Source organism: Pseudomonas sp. OE 28.3 (assembly GCF_014268205.2).
Taxonomy (GTDB): domain Bacteria; phylum Pseudomonadota; class Gammaproteobacteria; order Pseudomonadales; family Pseudomonadaceae; genus Aquipseudomonas; species Aquipseudomonas edaphica.
In genome coordinates, this window is the sequence record NZ_CP077082.1 from 2295987 (window position 1) to 2311678 (window position 15692).

Below are 15692 nucleotides of genomic sequence, written 5' to 3' on the forward strand. Positions count from 1 at the left end.
AAGCCAGCTCCCACATTGGGTTTGTGGTGTTACACCAAGCCCAATCCACTCAGCAGCATGTCGATCACCTTGATCCCGGCAAACGGCACCAGCACGCCGCCCAGGCCGTAGACCAACAGGTTGCGGTTAAGCAACGCCGCTGCGCCGATGGCCCGGTACTTCACGCCGCGCAAGGCCAGCGGAATCAACGCGACAATGATCAGCGCGTTAAAAATCACCGCGCTCAAAATTGCCGAATTGGGGCTGCTCAGGTGCATCACGTTCAAGGCGCCCAGCTGTGGGTAGGTGGCGACAAACGCCGCCGGGATGATTGCGAAGTACTTCGCCACGTCATTGGCCACGCTGAACGTGGTGAGCGCGCCACGGGTCATGAGCATCTGTTTGCCGACCTCGACCACTTCGATCAGCTTGGTCGGGTTGCTGTCGAGGTCGACCATGTTGCCGGCCTCTTTGGCCGCCTGGGTGCCGCTGTTCATCGCCACGGCCACGTCGGCCTGCGCCAGCGCAGGTGCGTCGTTGGTGCCGTCGCCGGTCATGGCTACCAGCTTGCCCAGGGCCTGGTAGTCGCGGATCAGTTGCAGCTTGTCTTCCGGGCGGGCTTCGGCGAGGAAGTCATCGACACCGGCTTCCACCGCAATCGCAGCGGCGGTCAGGCGGTTGTCGCCGGTGATCATCACGGTCTTGATGCCCATGCGCCGCAACTCGGCAAAGCGCTCCTTGATGCCGCCTTTCACCACGTCTTTCAGCTCGACCACGCCCAAGGCCTTGGCACCGTCGCTGACCACCAGCGGTGTGCTGCCGCGCCGCGAGACTTCATCGACCTTGGCCTGCAATGCCGCCGGGAAACTCCCGCCCAGGGTTTCGATATGGCTGCGAATCGCATCCGCCGCGCCTTTGCGAATCGCCCGGCCTTCGGCCAGGTCGACGCCGCTCATGCGGGTTTGCGCGGTGAAGTGCACAAAGCGTGCGCCCAGGGCGTTGATGTCCCGCGCACGGATGTCGAATTTTTGCTTGGCCAGTACCACAATGCTGCGGCCTTCCGGGGTTTCGTCTGCCAGTGAGGCGAGTTGCGCGGCGTCAGCCAGTTCAGCTTCCTTCACGCCGGGTGCCGGCAAAAAGCTGCTTGCCTGGCGATTGCCCAAGGTGATGGTGCCGGTCTTGTCCAGCAGCAACACGTCGACATCACCCGCCGCCTCGACGGCACGGCCGGAGGTGGCAATCACATTGGCCGACATCATGCGGCTCATGCCCGCCACGCCGATGGCCGAGAGCAGGCCGCCGATGGTGGTGGGGATCAGGCACACCAGCAACGCCACCAACACCGTGGCGCTGATCACGCTGCCATTGCCGCTCATGGCCACGGCGAAGATCGAGTAGGGGCTCAGCGTGGCGATCACCAGCAGGAACAACACGGTCAGGCCCACCAGCAGAATCGTCAGCGCGACTTCATTCGGCGTCTTCTGGCGCTTGGCCGATTCGACCATCGAGATCATGCGGTCCAGGAACGATTCGCCGGGGTTGACGCTGATGCGCACCACCAGCCAGTCCGACAGCACCCGCGTGCCGCCGGTGACCGACGAAAAGTCGCCACCGGCCTCGCGAATCACCGGCGCCGATTCGCCGGTAATTGCGCTTTCATCCACCGACGCCACGCCTTCAATCACCACGCCGTCGAGCGGCACCAGATCACCGGCTTCGATCAACACTACGTTGTCCTTGCGCAGCAGGCTCGCCTCCAACGGCAGCCACGCTGCGCCGTGGCGCGGTTGCTGCAGCAATTTGGCCAGGGTCTGGCGTTTCATGCCACGCAGGCTCGCGGCCTGGGCACGGCTGCGCCCTTCGGCCAGGGCTTCGGCGAAGTTGGCGAACAGCACGGTAAACCACAGCCACAAGGTGATGCTGAGGATAAAACCGCTGGGCGCTTCACCCTTGCCGCCCAGGGACTGGAACCACAGCAAGGTGGTGAGAATGCTGCCCAGGTACACCACGAACATCACCGGGTTTTTCCACTGGGCCTGGGGCAGCAATTTCTTCAGTGCATCGACGCCGGCAGTCAGCACGATGCGCCGGTCAAACAGAGGTAAACGAGCATTTTTCATGAAGGAATCTCTTACTCACTGAGCGCAATAGAGGGCTGACGCGCATCCAGCGCCACGTTGAGTTGCAGCACATTCACCCGTGGCTCGCCGAGCAGGCCGAAGGTGCGTGCGGCGGTGTGGTCGTTGAGCAGTTGCAGCAGTTCGGGTTCGGGGATGTGCCGCAGCCGCGCCACGCGTGCCAACTGCAGGCGGGCGTTGGCCACCGAGATATGCGGGTCGAGGCCAGAGGCTGAGGCGGTGACTGCGTCCACCGGCACCGGGGCGTCAGCGGCCAGGCCGTTATCCTGGCGATAGGCTTTGGCGCGGGCAGCCACCTGGTCGAGCAGTTTTTGGCTGGTGGGGCCGAGGTTGCTGGCGCCGCTTGCGCCTGCGTTGTAGGGCTGCGGCACGCTTTTGCTCGGGTCTTGCGGATCAGCGCCGAGGGTCATGCTGGGGCGGCCCTGGAAGTACTCCGGCTTGGTGAAATTCTGGCCGATCAGCACCGAGCCGATCACCCGCCCATCGCGTTCAATCAGCGAACCTTGAGCCTGAAACGGGAACAGCCATTGCGCCGCCACGGTGGTGAGCGCCGGGTAAGCCAGCCCGGTCAGCAGCATGAAAAACACCGCCGACACCAGCACCGGGCGCAGCAGCCCTTTGAAGATCGATTGAGTGGTCATCAACATGTCCTTAGTTGTAGGTCTGGCCGGACAGCAACTGCAGTTGCTCCACCAGCGGGCCAAGCGCGAGCGCGGGCAAGAAGGTCAGGCCACCGACCACCAGCACCACGAACACCACCAGCAACATGAACAGCGGGGTCGCGGTAGGAATGGTGCCTGCGCCGGCCGGCACGGTTTTTTTCATCGCCAGGGAACCGGCCACGGCGAGCATCGGCAGCATCGTGAAGAAGCGCCCGATCAGCATCGCAAGGCCAATGGTGGTGTTAAAAAACGGTGTATTGGCATTCAGCCCGGCGAACGCCGAACCGTTGTTGGCGGTGCCGGAGGTGTAGGCGTACAGCACCTCGCTGAAACCGTGCGGGCCAAGGTTGTTGAGACTGGCCAGGGTGTCTGGCCACAGGGCGGCGAGGGCGGTGAAACCCAGGATACTGACCGGGTGCGCGAGCACCGAGAGCATCACCAGTTTCATCTCGCGGGCCTCGATTTTCTTGCCAAGAAATTCCGGGCTGCGGCCGATCATCATGCCCACCAGAAACACCGTGAGCAGCGCGTACTGGATCAGGTTGATAAAGCCCACGCCGTCACCGCCGAACACGCAGTTGAGCATCATCTGCGCCAGGGGCACGAAGCCGCCCATGGGCGTCAGCGAGTCGTGCATGGTATTGACCGAGCCGGTGGTGGCTGCCGTGGTGGTGGCGATAAACAAGCTGCTGTCGGCAATGCCGAAACGCAGTTCCTTGCCTTCCATGTTGCCGCCGCTTTGCTCGATCGACAGCACCTGGTTGGCGCCGGCCTGGGTCAGCAACGGGTTGCCGGTTTGCTCGGCGCCATACACAAGCGCAAGAAAGCCGATAAACATCACCAGGAAGGTGCCGAAAAACACCCAGCCCTGACGACGTTGCAACAGCATGCTGCCAAAGGTGTAGGTCAGCGCCGAGGGGATCAACAGCATGCTGAGGATGTGCAGGATGTTGGTCAGCGGCGTCGGGTTTTCGAACGGGTGCGCGGCGTTCATGCTGAAGAAACCGCCGCCGTTGGTGCCGATGTGCTTGATCGATTCAAAGCTGGCAACCGCGCCGACGATCAGCTGTTGTTGCGCGCCTTCCAATGTTGTCGCCAGGGCTTGGGAGGCTAAGGTTTGCGGCATGCCCTGCCACACATACACCAGCGCCATGCCCACGCACAGCGGCAGCATCACGCGGTAGAGCGTGCGGGTGAAGTCGACCCAGAAGTTGCCGATATCGGCCGCGCTTGAGCGGCTCAAGCCACGTATAAAACCGGCGGCCGCCACCACGCCGGAGGTGGCACCGACAAACATCAAAAAGGTAATGACCGCCATCTGGCTGAAGTTCGACAGGCTGGTTTCGCCCGAATACGCCTGCCAGTTGGTGTTGGTGATAAAGGACACGGCGGTGTTGAACGCCAGGTCCGGGGTTTGCGCAGCCAACCCCAGGGGGTTGATCGGCGTTACCGCCTGCAGGCGCAGGATGCTGTAGCCCAGCAGCATCATCGCCGCGTTCGACAGCAACAGCGCTGAACCGTAGCGGCCCCAACTCATGGTTTCCAATGGGTTGATGCCCAGCAGGCGGTAGGTAAAACGTTCCGGCAAGGCGTGGCGGTTCCCGGTGAATACTCGGGTCAGCCACTTGCCCATGAGCACGGCAAGCGCGGTCATCAACCCCAGGACCAGCGCAAATTCCAGCAAAGTGCTTAGCATGTCGTGGCTCCGTTCAAAGCTTGCCCATGGCGACAATGGCCATGGCAGTCGCAACAAAAAACACCAGGGAGAGGCCCATAAACATCACGTCGTACATGGCGGGCTCCCTAGAACTTTTCGGCGCGAATGAGGGCGTAGCCCAAGTAAGCGAACAGCCCCACGGCGCATAAGCCGCTGGCCACATAAATGAACGTTAGTGTCAGCACGGTGTAACTCCCCTTGTTGAGTAAGCCGGGGAGGTTAGGCGCTCTTGTATCAAGCTCGGGCACTGATTACGGCGGGCGGTATTAAGACGGTATATAGAAGGTTTAAAGCAGGGCGCACGAAAACAAGGGATAGCCCGCGGGTGGCTGATCCCTTGAAAGTCTGGGGTTCTGCTGATTTCGTTGACCAGCTTATTTGGCTTTCTTTTTCTTCTCGCTGCGGGTGGCGAGGTGTTCGAAGCAAAACGCGGCGGTGCCGAAGAGCGCAATCATTGACAGGACGACCATGCCTAAAGTTGAACTTTCCACGATGACTTCCTACGGGTTTTGGAGGTGGGAAGTGACGGTAGAGTTTAGGGCTTAGTTGTTCAATAGAGGCGACGTAATCGTTATGGGGAACTTCGGATTTATACGGATTCTTTACGGTGATTGGCTTTTCTGTGGGAGCTGGCTTGCCTGCGATGGCGGCTTGTTGGTGGTGTACATATCCGTTGCTGCGGTAACGGCCGCCTATGGTTCCGCTCTTACAGCGGCTCACTTTTTGAGGGACCAAAAAGTAAGCAAAAAGTCCTCGCCCCAACACTCGGTGCCTCGCTGTGGCTCGGCATGCCCGCAATCCGCCAGTGATTTGGGGGGCCGCCGCGATGGGCCATCCTTGGCCCAGCGCGGCTAAACCGGCATCCCTGCCGGTTTACCCCCCAAATCCCTGTCAGATTCCGGCCATCGTGTTTGACGGGGCGATTTCAGATCAAGATCACGATCAAAAGCGCAGATCAAAAGACCGCTGACTTCGTCATCGAAAAGAATGTAAGAGCCGGAGCAACAGCAACAGCAACAGCAACAGCAACAGCAACAGCAGAGCCATACTCGGTCAACTGTGGGAGCTGGCTTGCCTGCGATGGCATCAACCGGGTGTACCTGATGTACCGAGGTGTCTGCATCGCAGGCAAGCCAGCTCCCACAGAAAAGCAGTTCCCAGGTGTATGCAAATCCGCTTTTCGCTTTTGATCTAACCACTCAGGTCGGCTACTAGGCCGCCGTGCTCTGCTTTTGATCTTGCTTTTGATCTGAGGCGCCCCGTTAACCACGATGGCCCATCGCGGCGGCCCACGGATTCAAGCCTTCGTTCTGGCACACCGAGCATTAGCGAGGTGCCGAGTGGTGGGGCACAGACCTTTTGGTTACTTTTGGCTGGGCCGGCATTCCGGGCGTTTGCCAAAAGTGACCCGCTGTAAGAGCGGAACCATAAGCCGCCGTGACCTAAATAACGGATATGCCCCCAAGATAAAACAGCCCAACACCACAAACGCCAATATTTGTGTAGAAGCCTATGCTGCATCACAAGCCAGCTCCCACCTGTTGACCGAGTGTTGCTTTTAATTGCGGCCTCTCTGCTCACAAATTCCGACTATGCCGATAGTCGCTCACCGCCTCATACACCGCCTTGCGCAACCGGTTGATCCCACCAATCGGCCGATGCGCCTCCAGCCCGAACCACGGGTTGAACGACTGGTTATCACAGGCAAGATTCAACGCGGGCGTATCAAAGTCCTGCGCAGGAATCCGCACCTTGGCCACTGTCTCATAGGGCGCATCACTTTCCTTCCATTCGATGCTGGTGTCTTCGATCGGCATGAATTTCTGCGGATTTTGCCGCTGAATCTGCAACACAAAACACGCCGGTACACGGTCGGTGGACAGTTGCTGGTTCAGTGCGCTGCGCAGAAAGTTCGGCAGGTCCTGATTCTGCTTGGGCAACACATATTCCGGGCAACTCTGCGGGTCGGGTGTTACACGAAACTTGGCATTTGCCGCGCCAAATTTGTAGGGGGAAACCGAAAAGTACGTCGTCTGCGTCGGGCTCGCCGGAGCGGGCGCCAGGGTGGCCAGGGCGATAAACAGGTGGCGCACTTGCCAACTGCTCGGGTCGGCTTTAGGGAAGAACGCCAACACCTTTTTGCCGTCAGCCTGGGCACCGATGTTCTGCGCGTATTCGGCCACATCACTGACAAAAAAGTTCGGGTGGCTGAACATCACAAAGTCCTGTTCGGTGCGCGTCTGTTGGTCGGCCATCAATTGTTTGCCTGGCACATCCAGCAGCTTGATCGCCATGCCCCGCGCATCGCGGATGCTGTCGAACTGCGGGTAGGCGTTGCCGTTGGACAGGCGCATCTGCGCCTGCCAGGTCTTGCCAGGTTCAGCGAATACGCCTTGGCGCAGCGCCGGGTCGAGGTCCGTCAGCACGCTGACTTCGGCCTTCACGCAGCCGTGGGCCTTGGCATGCGCGTCACGCAGGTAGCGCGTGCCTTCGCGATGCTGATCGACGATGCGCACTGCCGTCTGGATGATGCCTTGGGTCATGGCTGTTTCGCCGGGAGGGATCTGTTCATCCGGCGACACCGGGCCGCTGTGTTGCCAGGCGAACCAGGCCGTGGCGAACAGCCAGCCCAGCAGCCCCAAACCCAACAGCCACAGCAGGGTTTTACCGAGAAAGGCGCCCAGGCGTAGCCAGAGGCGTGCGAGCAGCGAACGTTGGTTGTATTGAGATCGGATAATCATGGCAGTGGTTGCTCCAGCGGGCCGCCCAGCACTTTGAGGTATTCCAGCAGCGCCCAGCGTTCCTGCGGCAGCAAGCCACGGCCGATCACGCCATTGCCACGTTTGCCATCACGGAATTCGTGACCGCTGTTGTGGTTGCCGGTTATTTTGGTATCGAACAAAAAGGCGTTTTTGAACGCACCCGTTTCAAAGCCCAGGTGACGCGGGTCGTAATTGAACGTGCCTTTGTAGAAGGTGGTGCTGCGCTCGTCCTGGGGCGAGAGCAATTGATAGATCGTCGGCACCGAGCCGTTGTGCAGGAATGGTGGTGTGGCCCATACGCCGGCCAGCGGTCGGGCCTTGTAGGCGCGCAATTCACGCACACCGATGGGCAGGCCAAAACCATCCAGGCCTGGGCGTTCGGCCGGGGTTACACCGGCGGCGTGGTAGGCGTGTGCTTCGACGAAGGCAGTGACGTAGGCCAGGCCTTGGGCCACCGACAGGTTGTGCAGGTCCAGCGGTGCGGTGGGCGTGGGGTGCAGCTCGACATTGAGCCTGGCCAGTTCGGCCGGATCCCACTGCAGGGCGCTGAGGTCATAGCGCTGGTCGGCGATGTTATTGGCCGTGCCTGGGTCGGTACCGATGTAGTCCACGGGCAACATCTTCAGTTGCTGCACCGGGCGGCCGTTTTCCTGCGTGACTGCAGGCACATGGCAACCGGCGCAGTTCTCGGCGAACAGCGCGCGGCCTTGGGCGGCGAGGGGCTTGTCGATGGCGCCGAACAGGTCTTGCGGCCAGGTCGGCGGCTTGAGGCGTTGCAGGGTTTCTTCGATCCGGTTGAGGTCGCGCACGCGCACGCTGGAAGGGTAACGGGCATCGCCCTGGAGGGGTTGGCCGGCCGCGTCGAAAAAGGCCAGGGTCGCACCCACGCCCAAGGCCTCGCCGATGTTACGTGCCATGGGCTGCTGGGCCGAACCGTTCCATTGCACCCAGTCGAAGGTCCAGATATCCCACAGGTGCGGGTAGTCCACCGGCGCATTGGCGACCCGGTAGTTAGCCGGCGAGATAGCGTCGCCGAAGCTGGCATTGGCGATGCGGCCAAAGGCGTCAGTGCGGCCCGGTCCTTCTTCGGTGGGGTAGAGGCCACGGTGCGTGTCGTTCCAGGCGACTTTAAGGAACTGGTTCAGCGACTGCTTGAAGTCCTGACGCAGCTGTTGCTTGTTGTGATCGTCATAATCGTGGCCGAGCACGTTGTGGGCGAAGCGATCGAACTTCCAGGGCAGGTAATAGGTGGCGGCAAGACTGGCAACCAAGGCCTGGCCGAAACTGCCACCACGCAAGGTCGGTACGCTGGACGGCAGCACATGCTGGGCCGAACCGCCGTCGATGCGCAGCGCCTGGTTTTTGAAGTGCAGCTCGCCGGTGTGGCAGGCGGCGCAGGTGATGTCCAGGTACTGCACCTGGCTGCCGGCGTTCTGGTGCCGGGCGAAACCCACCGGCAGGTTGCCGGGGTTTTGTGCGCTGGGCACCTGCTTGGGATCGACCAGAAAGCCGAAGCGTGCGAGGTAGTCGGGTGTGGCAAAACGCCGGTCCGAAAAGGGCAGTTCGAGGGCGGTGAACCAGTCGTAATGCAGGCCTTTTACCTGGGTGCCCTGGGGCGTGAAGTAGTAGGTCTGGCGATCGGCTTCGCTCCATTGTTCCTGATAGTGCACCTGCTCCACGGGCACGTAGTCCGGCAGCTTGGGGTTGAGGGTGTAATAGAGGACCACGCCCAGCAGCAAACCCAGGGCGAGCAATATCAGAAGTAAAACACGGGAAAAAATGCGCAAGATGGCTATCCTTGTCTCGGCCTTGTCGAGTTGTAGCGTTCTTATGCCATTGCGTCACAGGTGCGGCAAGTGGCCAGCAGCCTGGTTGCGAATGGTCCCGCGATCCTTCGCGGGCCTCCATAATGAATGAAAATGCTTTTAAACACGTGAACTTATCAGAAGTTTCCTGCTCACATGCCGGTAGCCATTGGTCGTGGCCGCCTGATAAGCTCGCGACTTTACTCGAATGCCCTTTTGGCGCACGAACAAGGAAATAGCATGAAACAGCATCGGTTGGCGGCGGCGGTGGCCCTGGTTAGCCTGGTACTTGCGGGTTGTGATTCGCAGACCAGCGTAGAGCTGAAAACCCCGGCGCAGAAAGCTTCCTACGGCATCGGCCTGAACATGGGCAAAAGCCTTGCTCAAGAAGGCATGGATGACCTGGACTCCAAAGCGGTAGCCCAAGGCATCGAAGATGCCGTCGGCAAGAAAGAACAGAAGCTGAAGGACGACGAACTGGTTGAAGCGTTTGCCGCACTGCAAAAGCGTGCTGAAGAACGCATGACCAAAATGAGCGAAGAGTCGGCAGCCGCCGGCAAGAAATTCCTCGAAGACAACGCCAAGAAAGACGGCGTAGTCACTACCGCTTCCGGTCTGCAATACAAGATCGTGAAGAAGGCCGACGGCGCTCAGCCTAAGCCGACCGACGTAGTGACTGTTCACTACACCGGCAAGCTCACCAACGGCACCACCTTTGACAGCTCCGTAGATCGCGGCAGCCCGATTGACCTGCCGGTCAGCGGCGTGATCCCGGGTTGGGTCGAAGGCCTGCAACTGATGCACGTGGGCGAGAAGGTCGAGTTGTACATCCCGTCCGACCTGGCCTACGGCGCACAGAGCCCGAGCCCGGCGATTCCAGCCAACTCCGTGCTGGTATTCGACCTGGAATTGCTGGCCATCAAGGACCCAGCCAAGGCTGAAGCCCCTGACGCACCTGCGGCGCCAGCTGCCAAGAAGTAATCGGCACCTGAACACACAACGCCCCGTTTTTACGGGGCGTTGTTGTTTCTGACGTTTGCATGATTGTTCCCACGCTCTGCGTGGGAACACATCCGGTGACGCTCTGCGTCACATGTGCCTTGGGGCGGCATTCCCACCCAGAGCGTGGTAAGGATCGCAAATCCGACCGAACCCCTGGAAACTGTCACAGTCTGATATAAGACTCGAGCACGGGTAGCCGCACATCAATGCCAAGTCAATGAATTCTTGGGTTTTTTTTATGTGCGCAAAAAACGCCCGATCTGACTGCAAGCCTTGTAAATCGCGGCTTTCAGCCGATAAAACAGGCTCTGTTCACAAGGTTATCCACAATTTGTGTGGATAACCTTTTATGTCGCCTGGAACTGGAGTGACCGATGAAACCACCCTTCAATTTCACCCGTTTCCTGCCCATGGCCGCACGCTTGCTTGGTCGTGGCCGGTTGCCGACCCTGCTGTTCGCCGTGGCCGCCAAAGGCTCAAGCCAGGGCAATCGGCTGGGTAAACTCAAGGATGATCTCAAATTGCTCCAGGCCTTGTGCCTGGCTTACTGGCGCGGTGAGTATCGCGCCATAAGCCCCAAGGCGCTGATCTCGGTAGTGGCGGGGCTGATGTACTTCCTCAGCCCGATTGACGCGATCCCGGACTTTATCCCGGTGTTCGGCATGCTCGATGACATTGCCGTGCTGGCATGGGTCATGAAGACCCTGGACGGCGAACTGAGCGCGTTTCGCGCCTGGCGCGACGCCCAGCGCCCGGAAAAACTCGCGGTGGTTGAGCGGCTGCCTGCGACGCCTGCGCTGTTGGCCCAGGAAAACCCGCAAAAAAACTGAACACGCTTATATCCCCCTGCGACCTTTGTGGCTGTTAGGATTACACTTCTAAGGAAAGAACTTACTTAGTAAGTGTTGTTATCCTACGGGGCAGTCATGGATATTCAGATAATTTCACGCGATGGCGCACCCGAGTATGCGGTGCTGCCATGGGACCAGTACCAGGCGCTACTAAAAGCAGCCGGTCAGCAACAGCCTGTCGCCACTCCTTCTTCTACCGCTCAGGTCGCGCCCGATCAGGCTTTACGCCCGCTCGCGGACCTGCGCGGCCTGCGTGAGGCCAAGGGATTGGCTATTGAAAGCCTGGCCCGCACCGTGGGCATCAGCCCTTCGTACCTCGGATTGATTGAAAGTGGTGAACGCCAGCCGGATGCCGCCATCCGCCGCAGCCTGGCCTGGGAATTGGGCGTTGCAGGTTGGAGGGATGAATCTTGAGTCTACGAATCAGTCGTCAACACTGGGATGGGTTACTCAACGAACTGGACCAGGCGCGCCGCCAGCGCCATTTGCTCACCTACCGCGCGCTGCTGGAGCGCCTGCAATTTCCCACGCCGGCAATGCAAACCCTGGCCGCTGCCCTTGAGCACCTGGCCGCGTTGGACGCCAAGGCCGAGCAGCCGTTGCGCAGCTCCCTGGTGATCAGCCAGGGCGCCAGCCGCTTGCCGCGTACCGGTTTCTTTGAGTGTGTGGAGCGCCTGGGGCGTTTCAGCGGGCCGTCCGATGGTGTGGCTGCTGCGTCCTGGCATGCTTCGGAAGTGGTGCGGGTGTTCGAGTACGAGTATCCGGAGTCCGCCGAGGCCTAAGCGGGCAGGTTGTCCATGCTGTCGATCACATGGATGCTGTAGCCGGCGATGTCTTTGGCGTGGTGCTTGGCTTGCGAGGCCAGCTCCGCTAACTGGCTGGCATCCAGTTGTGCACAGGCCTGTGGATATAAATGCACCACGCCGATCGACAACGACAGCAAAGCGAATTCCTGACGCACGCCCTGACGGTTCAAGGCCACGAAGCAACCGGCGTCCAAGTGCTCGGCACGATAGAAGCGTCGGCATTGGGTGTGGAAGTCATCCAGTAACTGGTTGAGCCGCTTGCGCCAATCCTGCGGGCCGAGCACCAGCAAAAAATCATCACCGCCGATATGCCCGACAAAATCGCGGCTAGGGTCAACCCGATCGTTCAGGCACTGCGCCAGGCACAACAACACCTCATCCCCACGCCCGTAGCCGTAGATATCGTTGAACGGCTTGAAGCTGTCGATATCCACGTAGCAGATCACCGACTCGCGCTGTTGCTGCAGCAACCGCGTCAGGCATTGCTGGATCGGCACATTGCCCGGCAGCAGCGTCAGTGGGTTGGCATAGCGTGCCTGCTGGATCTTCAGCTCAGTGATCAACTTGAGCACATCGATCACCCTACCCAGGCCCAGGTAGTCACCGTTGAGGGTGATGATGAAGTCTTCCTCGATCCGTTGCCGCGCGCGGCTGGTGAGCAGGCGGCTGACCTGTTGCAGGGACTGGCTCAACTCCACCGCCAGGAAGTCATCGCTCATCAAGCGGCTGATGGGTTTGCGCGCGAACAGGTCGGTGGCGAACGGTTTGAGCAGCGCATCCGACAACGAATGCCGGTGCACGATGCCGACCGGGTGACCGCGCCCATCCAGCACGGCCAGCGAGTTGAGGTTGGCCTGACGGCGGAAGGATTCGAGCACCTGGGCGGTGGCGGTGTCCTGATCCACCGCCGGTTGCTCGTTGAGCAAGGCGCTGAGGTCGCTGCCTTCTTCGTTGAGGGTGATGTTGGTGTGGTCCTGCTTGGGCAACATCAGCCGCGCTTCCTGGGGCGGTTGTTCCTGGGGGCGGCAAAGCAGGTAGCCCTGGACCAGGTCAACGCCCATTTCCGTCAACACCGCCAACTCCTCCGGCAGCTCGATACCTTCGGCAATCACCTGGGCGCGGGATGCCTTGGCGATTTGCAGGATGGAGCCGACGAACTCGCGCTTGAGCGCATCCTGATGGATACCGTCGATAAAGTGCCGGTCGATTTTCACGTAGTCCGGGCGTAGCTCAGACCATAAACGCAGGCTGGAATACCCGGCGCCCAAGTCATCCAGAGCGATGGCAAAACCCATGTCGCGGTAATGATGCAGCGCGGTTTGCAGCAGGTCGAAGTCGTCGGTGGGCGTTTGCTCGGTGAGTTCGATCACCACCTGGCTCGGCGGGATGCCGAAGTCGCGCAACAACTGCAAGGTGCGGCCCGGTTGATGCGCCGTCTCCATCAAGGACTCCGGCGAGATGTTCAGGAACAGCTTGCCCGGCAACTTTTGCTCGCTGAAGCGTCGGCAGGCACTTTCGCGGCAGGCCATTTCCAGTTCGCTGAGGCGCCCGGCATGGCTGGCCACGCTGAACAGGGCGACGGGGGAGTGCAAGGGGCTATTGGACGGGCCACGGCTGAGCGCTTCGTAGCCGAGGATTCGTCGCTCGGACAGGCAAATGATCGGTTGGAACAGGCTGTGTAAACTGCCTTGAGCCAGGATTGAGCCCAATGCATTCAGCTGTTCGGTCATGGTCATGGCGATCTCGATCGAAAAAAAAGGACCGCAGGCTAACGCCTGCGGTCCCTTCATTTCACGACAGAATGATGTCTATATGATGACACTCCGTGGAGCGCTCACATTAAATTGCCATCATTTACTGCTTGGCCACCTGCTTGCTGATTTTCAGGTAGTCCAGCAGAACCCGGCCTGTCTCGGACAGATAGGCGTCGTCTTCCGGCTTGGTTTTTTCCGGCTCGGCCGGCAGCGCATCTTCATCTTCTTTCTTCAGCTCTTTGAGCGGATCTTCGCCTTTGGCCTTGCGGCGAGCGTTTTCCAGTACAAGCTGCTGATTTTCGATGCTGGTGTGCTGCGCACGACGATCGACTTCGTTGAGGCTGACGGTTTTTTCTTCCATCAGCTTCTTGGCCAGGGCCAGTTTGTCGCGGATAAACACGAACTCGGCATCCTTGGCGGAGCGGGTCTCGTGGTCAGCCTTCAACTGCGTCAGGTACGGCTTGAACGGGTCCGAAGCCGGCTTGATCGCAGGGCGGATGGTGTCCCATGGCATTGCCTCAGGCAGCGCGCTTTCGCCGATTTCCTTGGTATCGATGATCGACGGGAAGTCCACATCCGGCAATACGCCCTGGTGCTGGGTGCTCTGCCCGGAAACCCGGTAGAACTTGGCAATGGTCAGCTTCAGTTCGCCATGGTTCAGCGGCTGAATGGTCTGCACGGTGCCTTTACCGAAGGTCTGGCCGCCAACGATCAACGCGCGGTGGTAGTCCTGCATGGCGCCGGCGAAAATCTCCGAAGCCGAGGCCGAGAGGCGGTTGACCAGCAGCGCCATCGGGCCTTTGTAGAACGCGCCCGGGTTCTCGTCTTCGAGCACGTCGACACGGCCGTCCGCGTTGCGGACCAACACGGTTGGGCCTTTGTCGATAAACAGGCTGGTCAGCTCGGTGGCTTCCTGCAGGGAACCGCCGCCGTTGTTGCGCAGGTCAATGACCACGCCGTCGACTTTCTCTTTCTGCAGTTCTGTCAGGATTTTCTTAACGTCACGGGTGGTGGACTTATAGTCCGGGTCACCGGCACGGAACGCTTTGAAGTCCAGGTAGAACGCAGGAATCACCACCACGCCCAGTTTGTAGTCCTTGCCATCCTGCTTGAGGTTGAGGACTTGTTTCTGAACGGCCTGGTCTTCGAGTTTCACCGCTTCACGAGTGATGGACACGATCTTGCTGGTCTGGTCGTTCGGCGCATTGGTGTGCGGAATCACTTCCAGGCGCACCACGCTGCCTTTCGGCCCACGGATCAGCTTGACCACTTCGTCCAGGCGCCAGCCGACCACGTCGACCATCTCTTTGTCACCCTGGGCGACGCCGATGATCTTGTCGGCCGGTGCGACCTGCTTGGTCTTGTCGGCCGGACCTGCCGGCACCAGACGCACGATCTTGACCTGGTCATTGTCGCTTTGCAGGACGGCACCGATGCCTTCCAGCGACAGACTCATGTTGATATCAAAGTTCTCGGCGTTATCAGGCGACAGATAATTGGTGTGCGGGTCGTAGGACATCGCGAAGGTGTTGATGTAGGCCTGGAAGATATCTTCGGCGCGGGTCTGATCCAGACGTGCCAACTGATTCTTGTAGCGCTTGGTCAACAGCTCTTGAATGGCCTTGGGCTCTTTGCCGGCGATCTTCAGGCGCAGCACTTCGTCCTTGACGCGTTTGCGCCACAGGTCGTCGAGGGCGGCGGTACTGGTCAGCCAGGGCGCGTCCTTGCGATCCACCAGAAGGGTTTCCTTCTGGGTGAAGTCGAGCTTGTCGACGCCTTTGTTCAGCTCACCCAAGGCGAAGTCCAGACGCGCTTTGACGCGATCCAGGTAGCGCTTGTAGATGGTGAACGCAGGCTGCAGGTCGCCGCTCTTGAGGAAGTCGTCGAACTGGGTCTTCCACTTGTCGAACTCAGCGATATCGCTGGCCATGAAGTAGCTGCGCGACGGGTCCAGCAGCTTGAGGTAGCTGTCGTAGATGATCACCGAGCGCGCGTCGTCCAGCGGCGGCTTGCTGTAGTGATGGCGCTTGAGCAACTCGACGACGTTAAGGCTGGCAATCACCTCATCGCGATCAGGCTGAAGATTGTCCCAGCTATTGGCTGCGAACGTATTGGTCGACATCGACGCAAAGCCGAGACCAATGAAAAAAGCGAGGGCGGTACTGGGGAACAAATGCTTCATGCTGATTCGACGCGGGGGCAATTGATAACGCATA

General features: G+C 60.0%; 11 protein-coding genes. 4 read left to right on the forward strand and 7 right to left on the reverse strand.

Features of this window, described 5'->3' with window-relative positions; all coding sequences use genetic code 11:
• Positions 1 to 29 precede the first annotated feature (29 nt).
• The 5 genes from kdpB to HU759_RS10515 form a co-directional block, all read right to left on the reverse strand.
• Positions 30 to 2099 (reverse strand): potassium-transporting ATPase subunit KdpB, encoded by a 2070-nt coding sequence (gene kdpB / locus HU759_RS10490; protein WP_186618390.1) that lies wholly within the window; start codon positions 2097 to 2099, stop codon positions 30 to 32.
• An 11-nt stretch (positions 2100 to 2110) separates the two neighbouring features.
• Positions 2111 to 2758, reverse strand: a complete 648-nt coding sequence (kdpC, locus tag HU759_RS10495; RefSeq protein WP_186618391.1) for a potassium-transporting ATPase subunit KdpC — start codon at positions 2756 to 2758, stop codon at positions 2111 to 2113.
• Positions 2759 to 2768: 10 nt separating this feature from the next.
• Positions 2769 to 4475 (reverse strand): potassium-transporting ATPase subunit KdpA, encoded by a 1707-nt coding sequence (gene kdpA, locus HU759_RS10500; RefSeq protein WP_099547873.1) that lies wholly within the window; start codon positions 4473 to 4475, stop codon positions 2769 to 2771.
• A 1598-nt stretch (positions 4476 to 6073) separates the two neighbouring features.
• Positions 6074 to 7237 (reverse strand): catalase family protein, encoded by a 1164-nt coding sequence (locus HU759_RS10510; RefSeq protein WP_186618352.1) that lies wholly within the window; start codon positions 7235 to 7237, stop codon positions 6074 to 6076.
• Entirely contained in the window at positions 7234 to 9045 is a 1812-nt protein-coding gene (locus HU759_RS10515; RefSeq protein WP_186618350.1) for a di-heme-cytochrome C peroxidase, read from the reverse strand. Before HU759_RS10515 ends, HU759_RS10510 begins: the two co-directional genes overlap by 4 nt.
• Before the next feature lie 258 nt (positions 9046 to 9303).
• Between HU759_RS10515 and HU759_RS10520 the strand changes: the two genes are divergently transcribed.
• The 4 genes from HU759_RS10520 to HU759_RS10535 all read left to right on the forward strand — a co-directional run bounded on the left by HU759_RS10520 (position 9304) and on the right by HU759_RS10535 (position 11698).
• The gene (locus tag HU759_RS10520; RefSeq protein ID WP_017136377.1) at positions 9304 to 10044 is read left to right on the forward strand and encodes an FKBP-type peptidyl-prolyl cis-trans isomerase; all 741 of its coding nucleotides are present in this window, start codon (positions 9304 to 9306) and stop codon (positions 10042 to 10044) included.
• A gap of 395 nt (positions 10045 to 10439) precedes the next feature.
• Positions 10440 to 10895 (forward strand): YkvA family protein, encoded by a 456-nt coding sequence (locus HU759_RS10525; RefSeq protein WP_017136376.1) that lies wholly within the window; start codon positions 10440 to 10442, stop codon positions 10893 to 10895.
• Positions 10896 to 10991: 96 nt separating this feature from the next.
• Entirely contained in the window at positions 10992 to 11330 is a 339-nt protein-coding gene (locus HU759_RS10530) for a helix-turn-helix transcriptional regulator (RefSeq protein ID WP_026013635.1), read from the forward strand.
• Positions 11327 to 11698 carry a hypothetical protein gene (locus tag HU759_RS10535; RefSeq protein WP_005786715.1) on the forward strand — a complete coding sequence of 124 codons (372 nt, stop codon included), beginning with the start codon at positions 11327 to 11329 and terminating at the stop codon, positions 11696 to 11698. The genes HU759_RS10530 and HU759_RS10535 overlap by 4 nt, the downstream gene beginning before the upstream one ends.
• Here HU759_RS10535 and HU759_RS10540 read toward each other — a convergent pair.
• Positions 11695 to 13458 carry a bifunctional diguanylate cyclase/phosphodiesterase gene (locus tag HU759_RS10540; protein ID WP_026013634.1) on the reverse strand — a complete coding sequence of 588 codons (1764 nt, stop codon included), beginning with the start codon at positions 13456 to 13458 and terminating at the stop codon, positions 11695 to 11697. The two genes, HU759_RS10535 and HU759_RS10540, sit on opposite strands and share 4 nt — an antisense overlap.
• A gap of 118 nt (positions 13459 to 13576) precedes the next feature.
• Positions 13577 to 15691 carry a carboxy terminal-processing peptidase gene (locus HU759_RS10545; RefSeq protein WP_017136373.1) on the reverse strand — a complete coding sequence of 705 codons (2115 nt, stop codon included), beginning with the start codon at positions 15689 to 15691 and terminating at the stop codon, positions 13577 to 13579.
• Between the last annotated feature and the right edge of the window lies 1 nt (position 15692).

Coding starts and splice junctions, on each gene's coding strand:
- kdpB (WP_186618390.1), bottom strand. CDS start 2,099: ATGAAAAATGCTCGTTTACCTCTGTTTGACCGGCGCATCGTGCTGACT.
- HU759_RS10540 (WP_026013634.1), bottom strand. CDS start 13,458: ATGACCATGACCGAACAGCTGAATGCATTGGGCTCAATCCTGGCTCAA.
- HU759_RS10510 (WP_186618352.1), bottom strand. CDS start 7,237: ATGATTATCCGATCTCAATACAACCAACGTTCGCTGCTCGCACGCCTC.
- HU759_RS10530 (WP_026013635.1), top strand. CDS start 10,992: ATGGATATTCAGATAATTTCACGCGATGGCGCACCCGAGTATGCGGTG.
- HU759_RS10525 (WP_017136376.1), top strand. CDS start 10,440: ATGAAACCACCCTTCAATTTCACCCGTTTCCTGCCCATGGCCGCACGC.
- kdpC (WP_186618391.1), bottom strand. CDS start 2,758: ATGACCACTCAATCGATCTTCAAAGGGCTGCTGCGCCCGGTGCTGGTG.
- kdpA (WP_099547873.1), bottom strand. CDS start 4,475: ATGCTAAGCACTTTGCTGGAATTTGCGCTGGTCCTGGGGTTGATGACC.
- HU759_RS10520 (WP_017136377.1), top strand. CDS start 9,304: ATGAAACAGCATCGGTTGGCGGCGGCGGTGGCCCTGGTTAGCCTGGTA.
- HU759_RS10545 (WP_017136373.1), bottom strand. CDS start 15,691: ATGCGTTATCAATTGCCCCCGCGTCGAATCAGCATGAAGCATTTGTTC.